At 71.2% G+C, this 21,094-nt stretch carries 16 protein-coding genes; 9 read left to right on the top strand and 7 right to left on the bottom strand.

Going from position 1 to position 21,094, the window contains the following annotated elements; translation table 11 throughout:
* Positions 1-141: 141 nt before the first annotated feature.
* The 5 genes from aptA (at position 142) to PG878_RS07950 (ending at position 5,781) form a co-directional block, all read left to right on the top strand.
* On the top strand, positions 142-1,530 hold the full coding sequence (gene aptA / locus PG878_RS07970; RefSeq protein WP_425611767.1) for an omega-aminotransferase AptA: 1,389 nt from the start codon (positions 142-144) through the stop codon (positions 1,528-1,530).
* Positions 1,531-1,597: 67 nt separating this feature from the next.
* A complete protein-coding gene (ald, locus tag PG878_RS07965) occupies positions 1,598-2,707 on the top strand; it encodes an alanine dehydrogenase (protein WP_209030339.1) in 1,110 nt (369 codons plus the stop codon).
* A 26-nt stretch (positions 2,708-2,733) separates the two neighbouring features.
* Positions 2,734-4,239 (top strand): CoA-acylating methylmalonate-semialdehyde dehydrogenase, encoded by a 1,506-nt coding sequence (locus PG878_RS07960; protein WP_209030323.1) that lies wholly within the window; start codon positions 2,734-2,736, stop codon positions 4,237-4,239.
* Positions 4,240-4,461: 222 nt separating this feature from the next.
* Entirely contained in the window at positions 4,462-4,776 is a 315-nt protein-coding gene (locus tag PG878_RS07955) for an EthD family reductase (protein WP_019801912.1), read from the top strand.
* Positions 4,777-4,938: 162 nt separating this feature from the next.
* Positions 4,939-5,781: a ParB N-terminal domain-containing protein gene (locus PG878_RS07950; protein WP_209030321.1), complete on the top strand. Its 843-nt coding sequence runs from the start codon at positions 4,939-4,941 to the stop codon at positions 5,779-5,781.
* A 39-nt stretch (positions 5,782-5,820) separates the two neighbouring features.
* Here the strand turns inward: PG878_RS07950 and PG878_RS07945 are convergent, their stop codons facing one another.
* Positions 5,821-6,201 carry a VOC family protein gene (locus PG878_RS07945; protein ID WP_209030320.1) on the bottom strand — a complete coding sequence of 127 codons (381 nt, stop codon included), beginning with the start codon at positions 6,199-6,201 and terminating at the stop codon, positions 5,821-5,823.
* 159 nt (positions 6,202-6,360) lie between these two features.
* Between PG878_RS07945 and PG878_RS07940 the strand changes: the two genes are divergently transcribed.
* The 3 genes from PG878_RS07940 to PG878_RS07930 all read left to right on the top strand — a co-directional run bounded on the left by PG878_RS07940 (position 6,361) and on the right by PG878_RS07930 (position 13,105).
* Positions 6,361-7,662: a DUF445 domain-containing protein gene (locus PG878_RS07940; protein ID WP_425611766.1), complete on the top strand. Its 1,302-nt coding sequence runs from the start codon at positions 6,361-6,363 to the stop codon at positions 7,660-7,662.
* Between the two features lie 297 nt (positions 7,663-7,959).
* A complete protein-coding gene (locus PG878_RS07935; protein WP_209030313.1) occupies positions 7,960-12,036 on the top strand; it encodes a CHASE domain-containing hybrid sensor histidine kinase/response regulator in 4,077 nt (1,358 codons plus the stop codon).
* 22 nt (positions 12,037-12,058) lie between these two features.
* A complete protein-coding gene (locus PG878_RS07930) occupies positions 12,059-13,105 on the top strand; it encodes a response regulator (protein WP_209030312.1) in 1,047 nt (348 codons plus the stop codon).
* A gap of 223 nt (positions 13,106-13,328) precedes the next feature.
* Here the strand turns inward: PG878_RS07930 and rlmKL are convergent, their stop codons facing one another.
* The 5 genes from rlmKL to PG878_RS07905 all read right to left on the bottom strand — a co-directional run bounded on the left by rlmKL (position 13,329) and on the right by PG878_RS07905 (position 19,221).
* Positions 13,329-15,503 carry a bifunctional 23S rRNA (guanine(2069)-N(7))-methyltransferase RlmK/23S rRNA (guanine(2445)-N(2))-methyltransferase RlmL gene (rlmKL, locus tag PG878_RS07925; RefSeq protein ID WP_209030311.1) on the bottom strand — a complete coding sequence of 725 codons (2,175 nt, stop codon included), beginning with the start codon at positions 15,501-15,503 and terminating at the stop codon, positions 13,329-13,331.
* Between the two features lie 404 nt (positions 15,504-15,907).
* Positions 15,908-17,521 (bottom strand): ABC-F family ATP-binding cassette domain-containing protein, encoded by a 1,614-nt coding sequence (locus tag PG878_RS07920; RefSeq protein ID WP_209030310.1) that lies wholly within the window; start codon positions 17,519-17,521, stop codon positions 15,908-15,910.
* 166 nt (positions 17,522-17,687) lie between these two features.
* Complete coding sequence (locus PG878_RS07915) at positions 17,688-18,191, bottom strand: GNAT family N-acetyltransferase (protein ID WP_209030337.1); 504 nt, start codon at positions 18,189-18,191, stop codon at positions 17,688-17,690.
* A 14-nt stretch (positions 18,192-18,205) separates the two neighbouring features.
* Positions 18,206-18,733: an alpha/beta fold hydrolase gene (locus tag PG878_RS07910; protein ID WP_209030309.1), complete on the bottom strand. Its 528-nt coding sequence runs from the start codon at positions 18,731-18,733 to the stop codon at positions 18,206-18,208.
* On the bottom strand, positions 18,730-19,221 hold the full coding sequence (locus tag PG878_RS07905; RefSeq protein ID WP_209030308.1) for an MOSC domain-containing protein: 492 nt from the start codon (positions 19,219-19,221) through the stop codon (positions 18,730-18,732). Before PG878_RS07905 ends, PG878_RS07910 begins: the two co-directional genes overlap by 4 nt.
* Positions 19,222-19,243: 22 nt before the next feature.
* On the opposite strand from PG878_RS07905, the gene PG878_RS07900 reads away from it, so the two are divergent.
* Entirely contained in the window at positions 19,244-19,819 is a 576-nt protein-coding gene (locus tag PG878_RS07900) for an N-acetylmuramoyl-L-alanine amidase (protein ID WP_209030307.1), read from the top strand.
* Between the two features lie 93 nt (positions 19,820-19,912).
* Here PG878_RS07900 and PG878_RS07895 read toward each other — a convergent pair whose 3' ends face one another.
* Complete coding sequence (locus tag PG878_RS07895; protein ID WP_311185984.1) at positions 19,913-20,836, bottom strand: IS110 family transposase; 924 nt, start codon at positions 20,834-20,836, stop codon at positions 19,913-19,915.
* Between the last annotated feature and the right edge of the window lie 258 nt (positions 20,837-21,094).

Genomic DNA, 21,094 nt, shown 5'->3' with positions numbered 1-21,094 from the left:
CCGCTCCAGGCGGTCAATTTCGCGCGGCGCGCCCGTGTTGCGGCGCAACCAGGAAATGCCGGCACCACTTGCGCGAACTGCGCCACGTCGGGTCACCTCCGGCACAGCGGCATGGTGTAAAGTTTTTTCAACATCCCTCGCGTGGAGCCTGCGATGCGCCCTCAGCCGCCCCTGTCGTCCCAGGCGCTGTCCGACCACTACGCCGCGCAGGCGATCCGCGAGCCGGACACGCTGGACGCGTTCTGGATGCCGTTCACCGCCAACCGCCAGTTCAAGGCGCGGCCGCGACTGCTGGCCTCGGCCGAGGGCATGCACTACCGCAGCGTGGACGGGCGCCAGATCCTCGACGGCACCGCCGGGCTGTGGTGCTGCAACGCCGGCCACGCGCGGCCGCGCATCGTCGAGGCGGTGGCGCGGCAGATCGCCACGCTGGATTTCGCGCCGACCTTCCAGATGGGCTCGCCGCTACCGTTCGTGCTCGCCGAACGCCTGGTGGAACTGGCGCCGCCGGGCCTGGACCACGTGTTCTATACCAACTCCGGCTCCGAGTCGGTGGACACCGCGCTGAAGATCGCGCTGGCCTATCACCGCGCCCGCGGCGAGGGCCAACGTACCCGCTTCATCGGCCGCGAGAAGGGCTACCACGGGGTCGGCTTCGGCGGCATTTCGGTCGGCGGCCTGCCGAACAACCGCAAGGCGTTCGGCCCGCTGCTGCCGGGCGTGGACCATCTGCGGCATACGCTCGACCTGGAGCGCAACGCGTTCTCGCGCGGGCTGCCGACGCATGGCGCGGAACTGGCCGAGGACCTGGAGCGGCTGGTGACGCTGCACGACGCCTCCACCATCGCCGCGGTGATCGTCGAGCCGATCTCCGGCTCGGCCGGGGTGGTGCTGCCGCCGCACGGCTATTTGCAGCGCATCCGCGAACTGTGCGACAAGCACGGCATCCTGCTGATCTTCGACGAAGTCATCACCGGCTACGGCCGCGTCGGCCACGCCTTCGCCGCGCAGCGCTTCGGGGTGACCCCGGACATGATGACGACCGCCAAGGGCCTGACCAACGGCTGCGTGCCGATGGGCGCGGTGTTCGTGTCCCACGCCATCCACGAGGCGTTCGCGCACGGCCCGGCCAACGCCATCGACCTGTTCCACGGCTACACCTACTCCGGCCATCCGCTGGCCTGCGCCGCGGCGCTGGCGACGCTGGACACCTACGCCGAGGAACAGTTGTTCGACAAGGCGATCGAGCTGGGCCCGGTGTGGGAGGAGGCCATCCATCGGCTGCGCGATCTGCCGCACGTCATCGACATCCGCAACTTCGGCCTGATCGGCGCGATCGAACTGGCGCCGCGCAAGGGCGCGCCCGGCGCGCGCGCCTACGAGATCTTCGAGCGCTGCTTCCACGAAGGCGACCTGCTGATCCGCGTCACCGGCGACACCATCGCGCTGTCGCCGCCGCTGATCGTGGAAGCCGCGCACATCGAGCGCATCTTCGCGGTGCTGGCGGACATGATCCGCAGCACGCCCTGACCCCTCCCTCACCCACCCCACCGCACGCGCTCCCCACGCGCCCCGTCTGCCTGGAGAACCGCTCAGGCTGGTCGGCGTTCCGAAAGAGATCAAGAACCACGAATACCGGATCGGGCTGACCCCGTCCGGAGTGCGCGAACTGGTGCTGCACGGTCACCAAGTGCTGGTGCAGCGCGGCGGCGGCCAGGCCATCGGCCTGACCGATGCCGACTACGAACGCGCCGGCGCGCGCATCGCCGAGGATGCGGCCAGCGTGTTCGCGCAGGCCGAGATGATCGTCAAGGTCAAGGAACCGCAGCCGGAGGAATGCGCGCTGCTGCGCCCCGGGCAATTGCTGTTCACCTATCTGCACCTGGCGCCGGATCCGCAGCAGGCCGCGGCGCTGCAGCGCTCCGGCTGCACCGCCATCGCCTACGAGACCGTCACCGACGGCCACGGCGGCCTGCCGCTGCTGGCGCCGATGAGCGAGGTGGCCGGGCGCATGGCGATCCAGGCCGGCGCGCATGCGCTGGAGAAGGCACAGGGCGGCTCCGGCGTGCTGCTCGGCGGCGTGCCCGGGGTCAAGCCGGCGCAGGTGCTGGTGATCGGCGGCGGCGTGGTCGGCATCAACGCCGCGCGCATGGCGATGGGCCTGCACGCACGGGTGACCGTGCTGGACCGCTCGCTGGAGCGGCTCAAGTACCTGGACGAACTCTACGGCCAGCAACTGACCACGCTGTACTCCACCCGCGATGCGATCGAGCAGTGTCTGCCGCACACCGACCTGGTGATCGGCGCGGTGCTGATCCCCGGCGCCGCCGCGCCCAAGCTGGTGTCGCGCGACCAACTGGCGCTGCTGCGGCCCGGCTCGGTGCTGGTGGACGTGGCGATCGACCAGGGCGGCTGCTTCGAGACCAGCCACCCGACCACGCACCAGCAACCGACCTACGAGGTCGACGGCATCGTGCATTACTGCGTGGCCAACATGCCCGGCGGCGTCGCCCGCACCTCCACCTTCGCCCTGACCAACGCCACCCTGCCGTTCGTGCTGCTGCTGGCCGAACACGGCCTGCAGGCGCTGCGCGACGACCAGGACCTGCGCAACGGCCTCAACGTGCATGCCGGCAAGCTCACCCACCGCGCGGTGGCGCAGGCCTTGGGCCAGGACTTCGTGCGGCCGCTGGACGCACTGGGCTGATGGTGTCCATGCGAGGATCGAACACGATGGGCGAGATCCTGTCCCACTACATCGATGGCCAGCCCGTCGCGTTCCGCGGCGACGCGCACGCCGAGGTCTTCGACCCGGCGACAGGCGCCGTCCAGCGCCACGTGCCGCTGGGCGCCGCGCATGCGGTGGAGATGGCGGTGCGCGCCGCCAGTGCGGCCTTTCCCGGCTGGGCTGCGACGCCGCCGCTGCAGCGCGCGCGGGTGCTGTTCCGCTTCCGCGAACTGCTGGAACGCAATGCTGATGCACTGGCCCGCTGCATCAGCGCCGAGCACGGCAAGACCGTCACCGATGCGCGCGGCGAGGTGGTGCGCGGCATGGAGGTGGTGGAGTTCGCCTGCGGCATCCCGCACCTGCTCAAGGGCGAGCATTCGCACGACGTCGGTCGCGGCGTGGATGCGTGGAGCGAATACGCACCACTGGGCGTGGTGGCCGGCGTCACCCCGTTCAACTTCCCGGCGATGGTGCCGCTGTGGATGCTGCCGGTGGCATTGGCCTGCGGCAACAGCTTCGTGCTCAAGCCCTCCGAACACGCGCCTTCGGCGTCGCTGCTCCTGGCCGAATGGCTGCACGAGGCCGGATTGCCGGCCGGCGTGTGCAACGTCGTGCACGGCGCCAAGCCGGCGGTGGACGCGCTGCTGGCGCATCCACAGGTGCAGGCGCTGAGCTTCGTCGGCTCCACCGCGGTGGCCGCCGACCTGTACGCGCGCGGCAGTGCGCTGGGCAAGCGCGTGCAGGCGTTGGGCGGGGCCAAGAACCACCTGGTGGTGCTGCCCGACGCCGACCTGGACGACGTCGCCGACGCCCTGCTCGGCGCCGGCTACGGCTCGGCCGGCGAACGCTGCATGGCGATCTCGGTGGCGGTGTGCGTGGGCGACGCGCTGGCCGATGCGCTGGTGGCCAGACTGGCGCCGCGCGTGGCTGCGCTGCGCCTGGGCGCGGGCCGGGCCGACGCCGGCCGCGACGAGCCGGACATGGGCCCGCTGGTGAGCGCTGCGCACCGCGAGCGCGTGCTCGGCTACCTCCACAGCGGCGTGGCCGAGGGCGCACGGCTGGTGGTCGACGGCCGCCCGGCGTGTGCGCCCGACCACCCGGACGGCTTCTTTCTCGGCGGCAGCCTGTTCGACCACGTGCGCAGCGACATGCGCATCTACCGCGAGGAGATCTTCGGCCCGGTGCTGTGCGTGGTGCGGGTGGCCGACGCCGCCGCCGCGCTGCGCCTGATCGCCGACCACGACTACGGCAACGGCGCGGCGGTGTTCACCCGCGACGGCGGCGCAGCGCGTGCGTTCGCACGGCAGGTGCAGGCCGGCATGGTCGGCATCAACGTGCCGATCCCGGTGCCGATGGCCTTCCACAGCTTCGGCGGCTGGAAGCGCTCGCTGTTCGGGCCGCTGCACGTGCACGGCCCGGACGGGGTGCGCTTCTACACCCGGCTCAAGACCGTCACCGCACGCTGGCCCGAGGCCGCGGGCGGCGCCGAGTTCGCGATGCCGACGATGTGATGGAGGGGAATGGAGAATCGGGAATAGGGAATCGCAAAAGCGCCGCGGCGCACGCATCGGGCAACCGGGCAGCCGCATCACTTGCTGTTGATGTTGCTGTTGCCATTCCCCATTCCCGGCCAAGCGCCCGCCGCAGCGCAACACGCGCCGGCCATGCCTGGGTGTAGCCTTGCGCCACCCCGGCGCCCGGCCGGGGTCCACCGCCGCCACAGGAGCCGCTCCATGATCAAGGTCAGCGTGATGTACCCGTACACGCCAGGCGCCCGTTTCGACCATGCCTACTACCGCGACACGCACATGCCGCTGCTGCAGGCGCGCATGGGCGCCGCCTGCCTGCGCTACACCGTGGACAAGGGCCTGTCCGGCGGCACCCCGGGCAGCGACCCGACCTATGTCGGCATGTGCCACATCTTCAGCGACTCGGTGGAGGCCTTCCAGGCCGGCTTCGGCCCGCATGCGGAGGAAATCCTCGGCGACATCAAGAACTACACCGACCTGACGCCGGTGATGCAGATCAGTGAGGTGGTGGTGGGCTGAAGCCGGGAATGGGGAAACGGGAATAGGGAATCGCAACGCGCCGCATGCTCCAACGACCGCGCGATGCGGCAGGGGCGCACGCTGTTGCCATTCCCGATTCCCCGTTCCCGATTCCCGGCCTCTACAATGCCGCCCCCGTCGCCACGCCGCACCGCCCCGTTGATGAACATCGTTGTCAAAGAAGACCTCAAGGCCTACATCGATCCACTGACCGCCGACGAATACGCCGCCCTGGAACGCAGCCTGCTGGCCGAAGGCTGCCGCGACGCGCTGGTGCTGTGGGGCGACATCCTGGTCGACGGACACAACCGCTACGGCATCTGCCAGAAGCACGGGTTGCCGTTCCAGACCGTGCAGAACACCCGCTTCCAGTCGCTGCAGGACGTGCATCTGTGGATGATCGACCAGCACCTGGGCCGGCGCAGCGTTTCCGACTTCCAACGCGGCGTGCTGGCGCTGCGCAAGCGCGAGATCCTCGCCGAGCGGCGCGCCAGCGCGGCCGCCGCGGATGCCCCCGCGGCCGACGCCGCCGATCCGGACGCGGCCGCCGCCGAGGCCGCCAGCGACACCGACACGCCGCCCTGGGCCGACGCACCGGCACCGCTCAGCCGCGCCGAACTGGCGCGCGTGGCGCGGCTGAGCAACAGCCAGGTGGTGCAGATCGAGAAGATCCAGAAGCAGGCCGCCGCCGAAGTGGTCGAGGCGGTCAAGTCCGGTGCGATCTCGATCAATGCCGCCGCGGCGGTGGCCAGCCTGCCCGAAGAGGAACAGCGCGCCGCGGCGATGGCCGGCAAGGACGAACTGAAGCAGGCCGCCAAGCGCGCCCGCGAGTCCAAGCGCAAGCCCAGGCCGGCGCCTGCGGACGCCCCCGAGGGCGCGGCCCCGGCAGCGGACGCCGCGGGCGACACGACGGCCGCGCTGCGCCAGCGCGTGGCTGCGCTCGAAGCCGAGAACCAGGCGCTGCGCGATGAACTGGCGGCGCTGCGCGCGCAGTTGCCAGGCTGATCCGCATGCGTGCGCGGCCAGTGCCGCGCACCGACACCCTCAGACGTGCTGGGCCAGCGACAGCACGTTGCCGTCCGGATCGCGGAACCAGGCCACCTTGTCGCCGTTCGGCGCGGTCCAGATGCCCTGCGCATCCTGGCTGTCGCCGAAGAACGGGTAGCGGAGGAAGGCCACGCCCCTGGTCGCCAGCGCGGCCACATCGGCGGCCAGATCGGCGCTCTCCCAGCCGAACACGGTGTAGTCGGCCACCACCCGCGCGGGCGGCTTGACGATGCGCAGCCGGATCGGCCCGGCCTCCAAGCGCAGGGCGAAGCCATCGAACCCCCGGCAGCGCAGGCCCAACACGCCTTCATAGAAGGCGCGGGCGCGGTCGATGTCGTCGACGGCGAGGAAACCGCAAGGCACGTGATCGGCGAGCATGGCGCATTTCCGCAGCAATACCGCGCGCGACTGTAGCACCGTGCCCGGCCCCGGCGTACCGGCCGCTGCGCACCCGTCAGCGCCTTGCCGCCAACGCCAACGCCAACGCCAACGCTGCCATGCAACCGCGCTCACCGCGCACTGCGTAGACTCGGCCGCATGAGCGTGTCTCCCGGCCTTCCCCTGCCCCCCGATCCGCGTCGCGCACAGTTGCGGCGCATGAAGCTGCTGGCGGCGCTGTTGCTGCTGGCGATGCTGTGCGGCTTCCTGCTCAGCCACGCCATGGGACTGCACGGCGTCTGGGCCTGGGTCGGCGCCTTCTGCGAAGCGGCCACGGTCGGCGCGCTGGCCGACTGGTTCGCGGTGGTGGCGCTGTTCCGGCATCCGCTGGGCCTGCCGATTCCGCACACCGCGATCATCCCGCACGGCAAGGCGCGCATCGCCGACAGCCTGGCGGTGTTCGTGCGCGATCAGTTCCTGGAGCCGACCGCGCTGCTGGCCAAGCTCAGCGCCTTCGATCCGGCGGCACGGCTGGGCCAGTGGCTGGCCGAACCGGCGCAGTCCGCGCGGCTGGCCGACCTCGCCCGCGGCTGGGCGCTACAGGCGCTGGACCTGCTCGACGAAGCCGCGGTGCGGCGTCGCATCCACGGCTTCGTGGTGGCGCGCCTGCGCGACTGGGACGCGGCCGCCACCGCCGGCGAGCTGCTCGGCCTGCTTACCGCCGACGGCCGCCACCACGCACTGCTCGACGAAGCGCTGACCCGGCTCGGCCGGCACCTGGACGATGCCGCGGTCAAGCAGCGGGTGTCGGCGATGATCGTCAAGTACGCGCGCCGCGAGTGGCCCAAGCTGGTCGGCACCGTGGAGTGGGTGAAGCCGGTCGAGGGCATCGCCGACACCCTCGCCGAGCGCCTGGCGCATGCGCTGCTGGAGGAACTGCAGGAGGTGCTGTCGCAACCGCAGCATCCGCTGCGCCAGGACTACGAGCGCTGGCTCGGCGGTTACGTCCAGCGGTTGCGCACCGATCCGGCTACCGCCGACAAGGTGCAGGCGCTGAAGCAGCGGCTGATCGACCACCCCGGCGTGCAGGAATACGTGCAGGGCCTGTGGGACCAGATCCATGCTGCGCTGCGCGAAGACCTGTCGCGCCAGGACGGCGCGCTGGTGCAGCACCTGCAGCGCGCCCTCGGTGCGCTCGGCCAGTCGCTGGCGCAGGATCCCGCCCTGCGCGAGGCGCTCAACCAGCACCTGCTCGGCGGCGCCGAGCGGCTGACCCAGCGCCTGCGCAGCGGCGTCACCGAGCACATCGCGCAGACCGTGAAGGGCTGGGACGAACGCCACCTGGTCGAGCAACTGGAACTGAGCGTGGGCCGCGACCTGCAGTACATCCGCTTCAACGGCACCCTGGTCGGCGGATTGATCGGGCTGGCGCTGCACGCTGCCGTCACGCTGCTTGGCTGAGCGTGGCTGGCAAGGATGCACTGCGCTGCGCGAGCGGCCGGCCCGCCGTCGACGCACCACGCCATGCGGACACGCCGCTCGGCGGACCGCGTGCCCACGGCAGACCTGCCATCCGCGCAGCAAGGTGTAGACACGCCTCGGCTCTTCGGCCTGGAGGGCTGGCGCGACCGCCGCGCCCGCGCTAGCGTTGAGGGACGACCCGCGGGACGTTCGCCGCCACCGTGAACGCCATTCCGCAACCAACCCGGGGAAGCCGTTCCGCGTGCGGCTCGCGCGTTCGCCAAAGGAAGGGGGAGCATGTCGAATCAACGCCGGACACCCGTCGCCGGCCCTGCGCGTCCGGCGCGGTTTGCCGCCCTGGCCGTGCTGGCCGTCGGCCTGATCGCCGCGCTGCTGATCGCGCACGGCGTGCAGCAGCGCAATCGCGCACAGGCGCAGGCGCGCTTCGATCAACTGGCCTCGCACGTGGCCAGCGACCTGCGGCAACGCCTGGACATGTACGAGCACGGCCTGCGCGGCGCGCGCGGCGCGGTGATCGCCGCCGGCGGCGAGCACATCTCGCGCGAGCGTTTCGCCCGCTACAGCGCCTCGCGCGACTACCTGCGCGAGTTTCCTGGCGTGCGCGGCTTCGGCTACATCCAGCGGGTGTCGCGCGCGGACGAGGCGGCGTTCCTGCAGCAGGTCCACGCCGACGGCGCGCCGTCGCTGCGGATCGGCGAACTGGCCCCGCACGACGGCGACCGTTTCGTCATCGTCTATATCCAGCCGCTCCGCTCCAACAACACCGCCGAGGGCTTCGACATCGCCTCCGAGCCGGCACGGCGGGCCGCGGCGATCGCCGCGGCCCGCTCGGGCGCGCCCACCATCACTGCGCCGATCCGCCTGGTACAGACGCCGGGACTCGGCCAGGGCGGGTTCCTGCTGCTGTTGCCGATATACCGCGAAGGCATGCCGCTGCAGACGCCGGAGCAACGCTGGCAGGCCACCACCGGCTGGGCCTATGCACCGCTGAACATCGCCGAGGTGCTGGCCTCCTCCGACGATCACAGCAACGAGCTGCGCCTGAGCCTGGCCGACAGCCAGAACCCGGCACAGCCGTTCTACCGCGACGACGCCACGCCGATCCTGGCCGGCGGGCCGGCCGCCGAGCGCACCCTCGACGTGTACGGCCGCCAGTGGCGGATCGGGGTGCAGGCCACGCCGGGCTTCGTGCGCTCGCTGGATCAAGTCTCGCCGTTGTTCGCCGGTGGCATCGCCGCCGGCATCGCGCTGCTGCTGGCCGCGCTGCTGTACGTGTTCCTGACCAGCCTGCGCCGGCGCGACCTGATCCTCAGCGAGCAGAGCCAGCTGGCCGCGCTGGTCGCCGGCACCAGCGAGGCGATCGTCGCCGAAGACCTGCACGGCCGGGTGACCCACTGGAACCCGGCGGCCATGCGCATCTTCGGCTACACCCCGGAGCAGGCCATCGGCCAGCCGCTGCAGCAGTTGCTGGGCACGCAGATCCGCGATCCAGCCAATGGCGGCGACGGCGTGCGCGAACTGCGTCACCGCGACGGCCATGCGGTCAGCGTGCTGGCCAGCGTCTCGCCGATCGTCGGCACCGGCGGCGGCACCATCGGCCATTCGCACCTGCTGCACGACGTCACCGAGCAGGTGCGCGCGCAGGCGCGGGTGCTGGAACTCAATGCCACGCTCGAACAGCAGGTGGCCGAGCGCACCAGCGAACTGGTCACCTATTCGGCGCTGCAGCGCGCGATCCTGGCCAATGCCGGCTACGCGATCGTCGCCACCGACCCGGACGGCGTCATCACCCTGTTCAACCCGGCCGCCGAGACCCTGCTCGGCTACGCCGCGCACGAACTGATCGGACGCAAGGCCACCGGCCTGTTCCTGGATCCGGAGCAACTGGCCGCGCGTGCCGAACGCATGGCCACGCAGTCCGGCATGCCGGTACAGCCCTCGTTCGAATCGGTAGCGGCGCTGTCCACGCTGGGGCGCAGCGATACCCGCGAATGGACCTACCTGAGCAAGGACGGCCATGCCTTCCCGGTGTTGCTCACCCTGAGCACGCTGCGCGACGACGACGACCGGGTGATCGGCTATCTCGGCATCGCCGTCGACCTGACCGAGCAGAAGCGCCACGAGCGCGAGCTGCGCCTGGCCATCGACGCGGCCGAAACCGCCAACCAGTCCAAGAGCGATTTCCTGGCCAACATGAGCCACGAGATCCGCACGCCGATGAATGCGATCCTGGGCATGCTGTATCTGCTGCGGCACAGCGCCCTGTCGCAGGCGGCGCAGGACATGATCCAGAAGATCGAGCTGTCGGCACGCAACCTCCTGGAGATCATCAACGACATCCTCGACTTCTCCAAGATCGAGTCCGGGCGCATCGACCTGGAATCGGCGCCGTTCGACCTCAACCAACTGCTGGAGAACATCGCCGCGCTGATGACCTCGGCGACCAGCGCCAAGTCGGTGGAAATGATCGTCGAGCCGCTGCCGCCGGGCTGCCGCTGGCTGCACGGCGACGCGCTGCGCCTGAACCAGGTGCTGATCAACCTGGTGGGCAATGCCATCAAGTTCACCGAACAGGGCGAGGTGGTGCTGTCGGTGCGCGCCTTCCCCGGCGCCGAACCCGGCAAGCTCAAGCTGCTGTTCTCGGTGCGCGACACCGGCATCGGCATCGCGCGCGAGAAGCAGAGCCTGATCTTCTCGCCGTTCCTGCAGGCCGACACCTCCACCAGCCGCCGCTATGGCGGCAGCGGCCTGGGCCTGACCATCAGCCGGCGCCTGGTGGAGCTGATGGGCGGGCAACTGGAAGTGCAGAGCGCACCCGGCCAGGGCAGCGATTTCTACTTCGTCATTCCGTTCGCGGTGGCACCGGCAGCGGATGACGACGCCGAACCGGCGCAGACGCGACGGGTGCTGATCGCCGACGACCACGAACTGGTGCGGCGCAGTCTGACCGACATCGCCAATGGGTTCGGCTGGCAGGTGGAAGCGGTGTCCAGCGGCTCCGCCGCATTGGCCGCGGCCGCGCCGGAACACGCCGAGTTCGACGTGATCCTGCTGGACTGGCGCATGCCGGACCTGGACGGGCTGAGCGTGGCCCAGCGCATTCGCGCGCAATCGGCGCCGGACCGGCAGCCGATCATCGTGATGGTCACCGCCTACGAGCGGCGCATGATCCAGGAGCAGCAGCCCGGCGTGGCCGACGTGGATGCGGTGATGACCAAGCCGGTCACCGCTTCGGCCCTGCAGCGCACCATCGCCATGCTGCTGGCGCGCCGCAACGGCGACCTGCCCGCGCCATCGCCCGGCGACAGCGTCGCGCGCCTGGCCGGAGCCCGCCTGCTGGTGGTCGACGACAGCGACATCAATCGCGAGGTCGCCCAGCGCATCCTCGAAGGCGAAGGTGCGTTGGTCGACCTGGCACAGGACGGCGCTCAGGCGCTGCAGCGGCTACGGCGCGATCCCGGCCGCTTCCACGTGGTGCTGATGGACGTGCAGATGCCGACCATGGACGGCTACGAAGCCACCCGGCAACTGCGCGCCGACCCGGAACTGGCCGACGTACCGGTGATCGCCCTGACCGCCGGCGCCTATCGCCAGCAGCAGGAAATGGCGCTGTCCAGCGGCATGAACGACTTCATCGCCAAACCATTCCAGGTCGAGGACCTGATCGCGATCATCCGCCGCCATCTGCCGCCGAACCTGGCCGCGCTGCCGCTGCTGCCGCTGGCGCTGCCGCCGTCGGTGCGGCCGACGGACGACTGGCCGGCCAGCGACCCCGCCTTGCTCGATACCGTCCAGGCGCAGCGGCTGTGGGGCGAGCGCGATCCGTACCGGCGCTATCTGCTGAAGCTGTTGCAGGAGTATCCCGACCCCGCGGCGAGCGTGCGCGCCCTGCTGGAGGCGCAGCGACCGGGCGAGGCGGTCTCGCTGGCGCACAAGCTGCGCGGCTCGGCCGGATCGCTGGCGTTGCCGGCATTGAGCGTCGCCAGCGCCGCTCTCGAAGAACGCTTGAGCACGGCGCCAGCGGAGGCCGCAGGGGAGATCGCGGCGCTGGCCGCGGCGATGGCCGACACCGCCGCCGAAGTGCTGCGCTTCGCCGACGCCACCCAGATCGCCACGACGCCTGCGGCGGCAACCGACGCAGCAGTGGACCCGGCGACGCTGCAGGCGTCCTGGTACCAGGTGTTGCAGGTGCTGGACAGCGACGATCCGGACCGCATCGACCACACGCTGCGGCAACTGGCCGCGGTCCTGCCGGCGGCGCACACCGCCGAACTGCAGCAGTTGCTGGAGAATTTTTCCTTCCGTGACGCCGAGGCCAGGGTCAGGCAATGGCTGGCCGAGGCACATGACTGAGCACGCGTAACGAGACACCACCATGACCCAGCCGTGCATTCTCTGTGTCGACGACGAACCCAGCAACCTGGCGCTGATCCGGCAACTGCTGCGCGAGGACTACGCGCTGGTGTTCGCCAAGAACGGCGCCGAAGCGCTGCGCGGCGTGGCCAAGCATCGCCCGGCGCTGATCCTGCTCGACGTCGACCTGCCCGACGTCGACGGCTACACCCTCGCCCGCACCCTGAAGGAAGATGCGCGCAGCAGGGCGATCCCGATCATCTTCGTCACCGGCAAGGACAAGGACACCGACGAGAGCATCGGCTTCGACGCCGGCGGCGTGGACTACATCACCAAGCCGTACTCGCCCAGCATCCTGCGCGCGCGGGTGCGCACCCACCTGTCGCTGGTCAGCACCGCCAGCCTCGCCGAGAGCCACCGCGCCGCGATCGAGATGCTGGGCATGGCCGGCCACTACAGCGACTCGGACACCGGCACCCACATCTGGCGCATGGCCGCCTACGCCCGTGCACTGGCCCTGGCCGCGGGCTGGTCGCGCGAGGACGCCGACCTGCTGGAACAGGCCGCGCCGATGCACGACACCGGCAAGATCGGCATCCCCGATGCGGTGCTGAAAAAGCCCGGGCCGCTGGACGCCGCCGAATGGCAGGTGATGAAGCGGCACCCGCGGATCGGCTACGACATCCTCAGCCGCAGCAGCGCACCGCTGTTCCGCCTGGCCGCCGAGGTCTCCCTGTACCACCACGAGCACTGGGACGGCGGCGGCTACCCGGCCGGCGTGTCCGGCACGCAGATTCCCGAATCGGCGCGGATCGTGGCGCTGGCCGACGTGTTCGATGCGCTCACCTCGCCGCGCCCGTACAAGGACGCGTGGCCACTGGAACAGGCGATGGACCTGTTCCGCGAAAAGGCAGGCAGCCAGTTCGAGCCGCGCCTGGTCGCGTTGTTCGAGGCGATCCTGCCGCAGATCCTGCAGATCCAGGCGTACTGGAACGAACGCGAGGGCGAGGACGACCGGCCGCCAAGCGGCCAGGCGCAGGCCGCGCTGCGGCATCACGGCAACCGATAAAAGCCCCTCTCCCCCCGGGAGAGGGGTTGGGGTGAGGGTACGACGCGAAGCGACTCGCAGAGATTGAGGACACAAGGCTTCGCCCCTACCCTCATCCGCCCCCATCGGGGCACCATCTCCCGGATGGAGAAGGAACAGCGCACTACGCTCCGCGATGGGCGTTACCGGTAACGCCCATCGCGGCTGAAGCCGCTCCTACAAGAACAGGCGCGGCGCCGCGCGCTCAGCGCCGCTGCAGGCGCCAGGCGCGGTGGATGCGCGGGTTGCGCTCGAAGTCCGGGTCGATGGTCTGCGCGCTGATTTCCTCGCACACCGCGAACTCGGCCAGCGCGTTCTCGTCCAGCTTGAAGCGGCGGAAGTTGTTGGAGAAGTACAGCACGCCCTCGGGCATCAGCCGCGCCACCGCCGCGCGCAACAGCCGCACATGCTCGCGCTGGATGTCGAAATCCTCGGCGCGTGCGGAGTTGGAGAAGGTCGGCGGGTCGCAGAAGATCACGTCGTAGCGGTTCTTCTCCGCCTCCAGCCAGCTCAGCGCGTCGGCCTGCACCAGCCGGTGCTGGGCGCCGCCCTTGCCGTTGAACGCCAGGTTGTCGGCGCACCACTGCAGGTAGGTGCCGGACAGGTCCACGCTGGTGGTGGAATCGGCGCCGGCCACCGCCGCCTGCACGCTGGCCACGCCGGTGTAGCAGAACAGGTTGAGGAAACGCTTGCCGCGCGCCTGCTGCGCCATCACGCCGCGCAGCGGGCGGTGATCCAGGAATAGCCCGGTATCCAGGTAGTCGAACAGGTTCACCCGCAGCAGCGCATCGTGCTCGCGCACCACCAGGAACTCGCCGCGCTGCTCGAAGCGGCCGTACTTGCTGCCGCCCTTGCCGCGCTCGCGGGTCTTCAGCGCCACCTGCTCGGCCGGCACCGCGAACACCTCGCGCGCGGCCGCCAGCAGTTCGTTGCGGCGGCGGCGCACGTCCGCGTCGGGAATGCTGTCCGGCGCCGCGTACTCCTGCACGTGCAGGAAGGTGCGCGCCTGGCCGCCGTCTTCCTGGTACACGTCGATCGCGGCCGCGTACTCGGGCAGGTCGGCGTCGTAGGCGCGGTAGCAACCGATCCCCGCCCGCGCGCGCCAGGTCTTGAACTTGCGCAGGTTCTTGCGCAGGCGGTTGGCCACCATCTGCGCACCGTCGCTGAGCGCACGCGGCTCCTCGGTGACGCCGGCGCGCGGCGCGACCGCGATCGGGTCGCAGACGATCAACGGGCACTCCAGCGCGCCGTTGAACATCTGGTACTTCTTGGCCGCGCGCAGGCCGGTGGCATAGGCCAGTTCGTCGCTGCCGCACAGCAGGCTGGCGCGCCACTGCGGCACCGCGCGCTTGAGCGCATCGCCCAGGCGCCGGTACAGCGCCGCGTCGGCGGCCAGGCGTTCGTCGTAGGGTGGATTGCACACCACCGTGCCCAGCGCCTGGTCCGGCGCAGGCAGCGCGGCGACATCGTGCACGGCGAAGGCGATCGCCTCGGCCACGCCGGCGGCCTGCGCGTTCTCGCGCGCGGCGCGCAACGCATGCGGGTCGAGGTCGCTGCCGTACAGCACCGGCCGCAATGCGGCGCGACCGGTCTGGGCGCGCTGCCGCGCCTCGGCCAGCAGCGTGCGCCAGGCGGTCACGTCGAACCCCAGCCAGCGGCTCGGCGCGGCATCGGCATCGGCGTCGCCGCGCTGCTGCGCCGCCAGTTCGCCGCGCAGCAGGCCCGGTGCGACATCGGCGGCCATCAGCGCGCCTTCGATCAGTAGCGTGCCGCTGCCGCACATCGGATCCAGCAGCCCGCCCCCCTGCGCGTACAGCGCCGGCCACTGCCCGCGCAGCAGCACCGCCGCGGCCAGGTTCTCCTTCAGCGGCGCCTCGTTCTGCGCCTGGCGCCAGCCGCGCCGGTGCAGCGAGCCGCCGCCCAGGTCCACCGACAACGTCGCGCGGCCCTTGCGCAGCGACAGGTTCAGGCGCAGGTCCGGGTGCTCCACGTCCACCGACGGCCGCTCCAGGCCCTCGCCGCGCAGCGTGTCCACCACCGCATCCTTGACCCGCTGCGCGGCGAAGCGCGCATGGGTGATGCCGGTGCCGGACACATGGGCGTCCACCGCCAGGGTGTGCTGCGGCGCCAGATGGCTGCGCCACGGCAGCGCGGCCACGCCGGCGTACAGCGCCGCCTCGTCGGGGCAGTCGAAGGACTGCAACGGCCACAGCACACGGCTGGCCAGGCGCGACCACAGCACCGCGCGCTGCGCGTCCTGCAGGGTGCCTTCGGCATTGACCCCGGCGACGGTGGCGGTGGCCTGCGCCACGCCGAGCGCGAGCAGTTCATCGACGAGCAGGTATTCCAGGCCCTTGGCGCAGGAGACGAAGAATTTCACGGAAGGCGGACCAGGACGGACGGGAGGGAGGCACGGCGTGCGCCGCGCGCGTGGCGCATCGCCGGCGCCGGATCCGGCGTTGCCGCGGCCGCGGATCGGGGATGAGCGCGCGAACGCACCGCACCGGAACGGCGCGCAGAATACCACAGGGCCTGCGCACCCCTGCCTGCTGCGCGATGCCCTGGCGCAGGGTGCGCCGCGGCCGTCACTGGCCTCGTGCGACGGGCACAGCGACGTCGCCGGCCGGCGTTCGCCTCGCCCGCCTCGTGCCGCGGCAGATGCAGTTGGCGCTGCAGACGCGCGCACCCGCAGCCGTGGTGCGCGACGCATCGCTCACTGCGAGGCCGCGAATCCGGCGCCGGGCATGGCCGGCGACCGACCACGCCGACGACAGCACACGCCACTCACCACGGCGTCAGCCGCCACGCCTCGGGATCGGCCTGCAAGCGTTGTTGCAGGCGCAGCGTGTCGAGGAAGCCAGCATCGTGCGACACCACCAGCAGCGCGCCGGGATACTGCAACAGCACGGCGCGCAGCGCGTCGCGGGCCTCGCGGTCAAGATGGTTGTCCGGCTCGTCCAGCAACAGCAGTTCGGCCGGCGGCGTGCGGTAGAAGGCGCAGGCCAGCGCGGTCTTCAGCCGTTCGCCGCCGCTGAGCTGGCCGCAGGGCAAGCCGATGCGCTGCGCGTCCAGGCCGAGCAAGGCCAGCCGCGTGCGCAGTTCGGCGAGCGCACTGCCGGGCGCGGCGGCCTGCACCTGCGCCAGCGCGGTGGCGTCCGGGTCCAGCGCCGCCAACGACTGGTCCAGGTAGGCGCTGGCGGCGCGCACCCGGCAGGTGCCGGACAGCGCCGCCACCTGCCCGGCCAGCAGCCGCAACAGGGTCGACTTGCCGCTGCCGTTGGCCCCGACCACGCCGATGCGGGCGCCGCACTGCACCACCAGGTCCAGCGGCTGCCGCGTCGCCGGCGCGAACGGCAGCCGCACTGCCCGCAGCTCGACCAGGCGACGGCTGGCCGCATCGGCCGGCGGCGGCGCGAACAGCGCCACCGGCGCGTCCGGCTGCACCTGGCGCGCGGCCTCGGCGATGCGTGCCAGGCTGCGCGCCTGCGTCGCCTGATGGTCGCGCACGCGCTTGCCGGCGCTGTCCTGGCTGCGCTGCTTCTGCCGGCCGAGCAGGATCGGCGCCTGGTTGGCCGTGCCGGCCTGCTGCCGGCCGCGCGCACTGCGCCGTTGCTGCCGGTCGTGCTGCGCCTGCCAGGCGGCGCTGTCGCGCGCGTGCTGCAGCTTGTGCTGGGCCAGTTCGGCTTGCGCGGCGTCGCGCTCGCGGGCCCGGCACTGCAGGTAGAACGCGTAGTCGCCGCCGTAGTCGCGCAGCCCGCCGGGCGACAGCTCCAGCGTGCGCTGCATGTCCTGCAGCAGCAGCGCATCGTGGCTGATCACCAGCAGGCCGCCCGGCCAGCGTTGCAGCATCTCGCGCAGGCGCTGCCGCTGGACCGCGTCCAGGTGCAGGGTCGGCTCGTCCAGGATCAGCGCATCGGCCTCGGCCAGCAAGGCGCCGATCAGCGCCACCCGCATCGCCTCGCCGCCGCTGAGCGTGGCCGCCAGGCGGTGCGGCTGCAACGCGCCGAGGTCGTGCGCGTGCAGGTGCGCCTGCAGGCGTTGGGCGATGTCCCAGCGCTCGCCGAGCGCGTCGAAATCCGCCGCGTCGGCGCTGCCCGCCTCGATCCGCGCCAACGCCCGCAGCGCCGGTCCCACGCCGGCCAGGTCGGCGACGGTGGCGTGCAGCGCCGGCGCGATCTGCTGCGGCACGTAATGCAGGCGGCCGTGGCGCACGCAGCGTCCGGCGCTGGGCGCCAGTTCGCCGGCGAGCAGCCGCGCGAACACGCTCTTGCCCACGCCGTTGCGCCCGACCAGGCCGGTGCGGCGCGCGTCGAGCGCGAAGTGCAGATCGGAAAACAGGGTCCTGCCATCGGGCAGGAGATACGTCGCGCTGTCCAGCGCAAGCAGCGGATGCGTCATGGGAACCTCCATGGATGCCGGTCGTGCCCGCCGATCGCTCGGCAGGAAGGACGAAGGCCGTCGCGAAGACGGCGGCATCAATGGCGCATCGGCGGAATCCTCGATGGAGGTGAGCGACGATGCTAGCGCACCCGACCCGCGCCGGGCGATATCGCGCTGTGCAGGCTCAGGCCGCGGACAGGAACGCCGGGTGGTATTCCACCTCGGCCATCGGCGGCAGGCGCTCGCCGAAGGCCAGCGCCTGGAAGGCCTCGATCGGCGCGCCCGGCAGGGTCAGCCCGGGTTCCGGACGGAAACCGAAGCGCGCGTAATACGCCGGATCGCCCAGCACCACGCAGCCGGCCGCGCCCAGCGCCTGCAACTGCGCCAGCGCCTCGCGCACCAGCCGCGCGCCCAGGCCCTGACCCTGGTGGCCCGGCCCCACCGACAGCGGCCCAAGGCCGTACCAGCCGTGGCTGCCGTCGGACAGGCGCACCGGCGAGACCGCGACGTGGCCGACCACGTAGCCCTCGTGCTCGATCACCAGCGACAGGGTCAGCGCGCCGTCCGCGCGCAGCCGTTCGATGATGTCCTGCTCGTCGTGGCGGCTGTGCGTGACGCGGAAGAAGGCGACCAGGGTCAGCGCCTCGATCGCCGCCGCGTCGGCCGGCCGCTCCGCGCGCAGCAACATGTCGCCGGATGCGCTCACAGACGCTCCAGCAGCTCGGCGAAGGCCTGCGCCGAGGTCGCCACGTGCTCGCCCAGGCGATGCGTGTCGTCGACCAGCAGCAGCCGCGCCGCGCGCGCCTGCGCCCACGCGATCACTTCGGCGGCGGGAATCAGCTCGTCGCGCCAGGCGTGCACCACCGAGGTCGGCACCGGCGCCGCGTCCAGCGCCGGCAGGTGGCCCATGCGCGTCGGCGGCACCATCAGGAACAGACCACGCACCGGCACGTGCAGCGACACCTGCGCGGCGATGTAGGCGCCGAGGCTGGAACCGGCCAGCACCAGCGGCCCGCGCTGCGCCGCCGCCTGCGCCAATTCGAGCAGGCGCTGCAGGCGCGTTGGCACGTCGCCGAGCGGGCTGATGTCGCGGCGTGCGTCCAGGTCGGTGTAGTCCGGGCGCGAATGGGTCCAGCCCAGACGCTCCGCGACCTCGGCCAGTGCGGTCACCTTGATCGCGTCCGGCCCGCTCTCGAAGCCGTGCGAGAGGATGCAGTGGCCGCGGCTCACAGCGCCACCACCGCATCGCCCAACCGCAGCGTGCCGCCTTGCACGATGCGCGCGCACAGGCCGCCGTGGCCGCGCATGGCGTTGTAGCCGCCCGGCCCCAGCGCCTGCTCCATGCGCGAGCACGGATCGCACGGCGCGATGCCTTCCAGTTCGACCTCGCCGATGCGGAAGCGGCGCCCCTTCAGGGCGATCAGCGGAATGCCGGAAACCACCACGTTGCGCCGCAGGGTCGCCGGCGCCACCGCCGCATGGCCGGCCAGCGCGGCGATCGCCGGCAGGTGTTCGGCCTGGATCAGGGTCACGCCACGCTTGCCGTTGCGGCCGGCATAGCGGTCGCCGTGCAGGCCGCCCTCGGTCTGCGCCGTGGCGGCGTCGACGGCGTGCATCGGCACGTCGCGCGCCGGGCGCAGGCCGATCCATTCCACGCGTCCGGCGCGCGGCAGTGTGGCCAGCAGGGTCGCCAGCGGGCTTTCGGAATTCAGGGTCATCGGCGAATGCTAGCATCCGCGCATGTCGCCCACCTCGCCGTTGCCGATCCACGATGCGCCCCTGCCCTACGTCGGCCTGCTGCAGGAGCGCGCGCCGGACAGCATCACGCTGGCGGTGATCCACTGCACCGAGTTGCCGGACCTGGCCAGCGCGCGCCTGTACGGCGAGCGTGTGCTGTATCCGTCGGGCACCGGCAACAGCGGCCACTTCTACATCGACCGCGACGGCAGCGTGCATCGCTACGTGCCCGCGGAGCGCATCGCGCATCACGTGCGCGGCTACAACCCGCAGTCGCTGGGCATCGAACTGGTCAACCGCGGGCGCTATCCGCTGTGGCTGGATTCGCGCCACCAGGCGATGCGCGAGGACTACCCCCCGGCGCAGATCCAGGCACTCATCGACTTGCTGCAGCAATTGCGTGCGGAGTTGCCGCAGCTGCGCCACATCGCCGGACACGAGGCGCTGGACCGCAGCCTGGAACCGGCCAGCGACGATCCGACGCGGCAGGTGCAGCGCAAGCTGGATCCGGGGCCGCGCTTCCCCTGGCCGCAGGTACTGGAGGCGGTGGCGCTGGCGCCGTATGCGCCGCCTGCGTGACCGCCCTGTAGGCGTTGGATTGGAACGGCTGATGCCGGCCGCGATGGAGTGGCAGACAGCGTCGCATTCGCACGCTCCCGTAGGAGTCAACTGTCATGCACCTGCGATGGCAGGAGGAGCGTACGGGGCCTGATCGCGCGCGATGGCGTTGAGCCAGCGCAGGAACTTGTGCATGCAGGCGACGATGGCGACCTTGGCCGGTTTGCCGCCTGCGCGCATGCGCGCGTAAGTGTTGGCCAAGGGGGATTCGGCGCGGATGCTGGCCCAGGTGGCCATGTACAGCACGCGCCGCACGTCGGCACGTCCGCCTTTGATGCGGCGTTGGCCTTTCCAGCAGCCGCTGTCGTGATTGAACGGGGCCAGCCCGACCAGGGCAGCGAGCTTGCGTGGCGGCAGCGTGCCCAGCTCTGGCAACCGCGCGGCCAGAACCGCGCGCAGGATCGTGCCGAGCCCAGGCACCTTAGGGAGGCTCGAGCAGGTCTTGCCCTGCTGCCCGATCTCCTGCGTCAACGTCTGGATCTGCTGGTTCAGCAGGGCGATCACCTCTCGGCAGTGGCGTTGCACCTCAGGGCGGGTGATGTGCTCCAGGCGCCGCCGATGGGCATCGCGCTGGCCCACCAGGGTGGCACGCAGGTCCAGCAGTTCGCGAAGAGACTGCTGGTGCCCGGGCACCACGGGCGTGGGGGTGGTCGGGATGTGCTGGGCGGCGATGGCCAGCAGGCGCGCGTCCAGGACATCGGTTTTGGCATGCAGGCCCAAGGCCTGGGCTAGCTTGCGCGGACGATCAGCGGCCATCCGCACTGCCGGCAGGTCCGCCTCTCGGAGCACCTGCAGCACGGCATGTTCGTAGCCGCCACTGGCTTCCAGCACGATCCGCTCGCAGCCCAGCTCGGCCAGGCGTTGGGCCAGCGCACGCTGCCCCTGTGGCGTATTGGCTTGGGTCCAGGTCTGCTCGTCCGGCAGGACATGAATGACCAGTTCGGCCTTGGATACATCGATCCCGACATAGCGTCGCATAGACGTTCTCCGCAGTAGACTCAGGCACGAGAGCACTCCTGCCGACGCCCATGCTTGTGGAGTTCGAGCTCGCGACTCGGGCAACTGTTCGGGCTGATGAGGCAGGAGATACGGGGTGCGGCGGCGCTGACTCCTACTCGTGCTTGCTGGCACTGCGGCTAAACGGCCTGCCGCACTCCGCTCTCACCTGCAACGATAGACCCTCATTTGACACAAGCGGCTTCAGCCGCGATCTGGCTTCACCTGGAACGGCACGGT

Source organism: Xanthomonas hawaiiensis (genome assembly GCF_031834635.1).
Taxonomy (GTDB): domain Bacteria; phylum Pseudomonadota; class Gammaproteobacteria; order Xanthomonadales; family Xanthomonadaceae; genus Xanthomonas_A; species Xanthomonas_A sacchari.
The sequence above is the reverse complement of the archived record's forward strand: the minus strand, read 5'-3'. Positions and strand labels throughout refer to the sequence as shown.

Excerpts from the sequence above, each read along its gene's own strand:
- PG878_RS07960 (WP_209030323.1), top strand. The coding sequence starts at position 2,734 with ATGGGCGAGATCCTGTCCCACTACATCGATGGCCAGCCCGTCGCGTTC.
- PG878_RS07955 (WP_019801912.1), top strand. The coding sequence starts at position 4,462 with ATGATCAAGGTCAGCGTGATGTACCCGTACACGCCAGGCGCCCGTTTC.
- PG878_RS07950 (WP_209030321.1), top strand. The coding sequence starts at position 4,939 with ATGAACATCGTTGTCAAAGAAGACCTCAAGGCCTACATCGATCCACTG.
- PG878_RS07945 (WP_209030320.1), bottom strand. The coding sequence starts at position 6,201 with ATGCTCGCCGATCACGTGCCTTGCGGTTTCCTCGCCGTCGACGACATC.
- PG878_RS07940 (WP_425611766.1), top strand. The coding sequence starts at position 6,361 with ATGAGCGTGTCTCCCGGCCTTCCCCTGCCCCCCGATCCGCGTCGCGCA.
- PG878_RS07935 (WP_209030313.1), top strand. The coding sequence starts at position 7,960 with ATGTCGAATCAACGCCGGACACCCGTCGCCGGCCCTGCGCGTCCGGCG.
- PG878_RS07930 (WP_209030312.1), top strand. The coding sequence starts at position 12,059 with ATGACCCAGCCGTGCATTCTCTGTGTCGACGACGAACCCAGCAACCTG.
- PG878_RS07920 (WP_209030310.1), bottom strand. The coding sequence starts at position 17,521 with ATGACGCATCCGCTGCTTGCGCTGGACAGCGCGACGTATCTCCTGCCC.
- PG878_RS07915 (WP_209030337.1), bottom strand. The coding sequence starts at position 18,191 with ATGTTGCTGCGCGCGGAGCGGCCGGCCGACGCGGCGGCGATCGAGGCG.
- PG878_RS07905 (WP_209030308.1), bottom strand. The coding sequence starts at position 19,221 with ATGACCCTGAATTCCGAAAGCCCGCTGGCGACCCTGCTGGCCACACTG.
- PG878_RS07900 (WP_209030307.1), top strand. The coding sequence starts at position 19,244 with ATGTCGCCCACCTCGCCGTTGCCGATCCACGATGCGCCCCTGCCCTAC.
- PG878_RS07895 (WP_311185984.1), bottom strand. The coding sequence starts at position 20,836 with ATGCGACGCTATGTCGGGATCGATGTATCCAAGGCCGAACTGGTCATT.